The following is a 271-nucleotide window of genomic DNA, read 5'->3' as shown; positions in this document are numbered from 1 at the left end:
GAAGTATTGAGCTAAAAGGCCAATGGGGCTTTAGTGCCCTACAACAATTGATAGCTACTGAGCGCTTGTTTTTTCAGCGCTCTCGCGTGCCAATTAAAGCGCAATCTGGCCAAGCATTGAGTTTTAGTTGGGAGCAAGATAAAGATCTATCACAATTAGTTATTAAGCTTGAGCAAACCCAAAACTGGGCTTTATTAAAATCAACACCGCCTACTTATCTCGATTTAGATCATTTAAAAGCGGGTCGTCTTCGTACCCCATTGAGTGCAGA

At 42.1% G+C, this 271-nt stretch carries 1 protein-coding gene; it reads left to right on the top strand.

Translation table 11 applies throughout. The features are described from left to right. Positions 1-271 (top strand): hypothetical protein (locus tag AAEY83_RS15150; RefSeq protein ID WP_351060204.1); only part of this gene is annotated, 271 nt, incomplete at both ends.

Source organism: Psychrobacter sp. TB20-MNA-CIBAN-0197 (assembly GCF_040309765.1).
GTDB classification, from domain to species: domain Bacteria; phylum Pseudomonadota; class Gammaproteobacteria; order Pseudomonadales; family Moraxellaceae; genus Psychrobacter; species Psychrobacter submarinus.
Note: the sequence above shows the minus strand (reverse complement) of the source record. Positions and strands in the feature narration are given on the sequence as shown.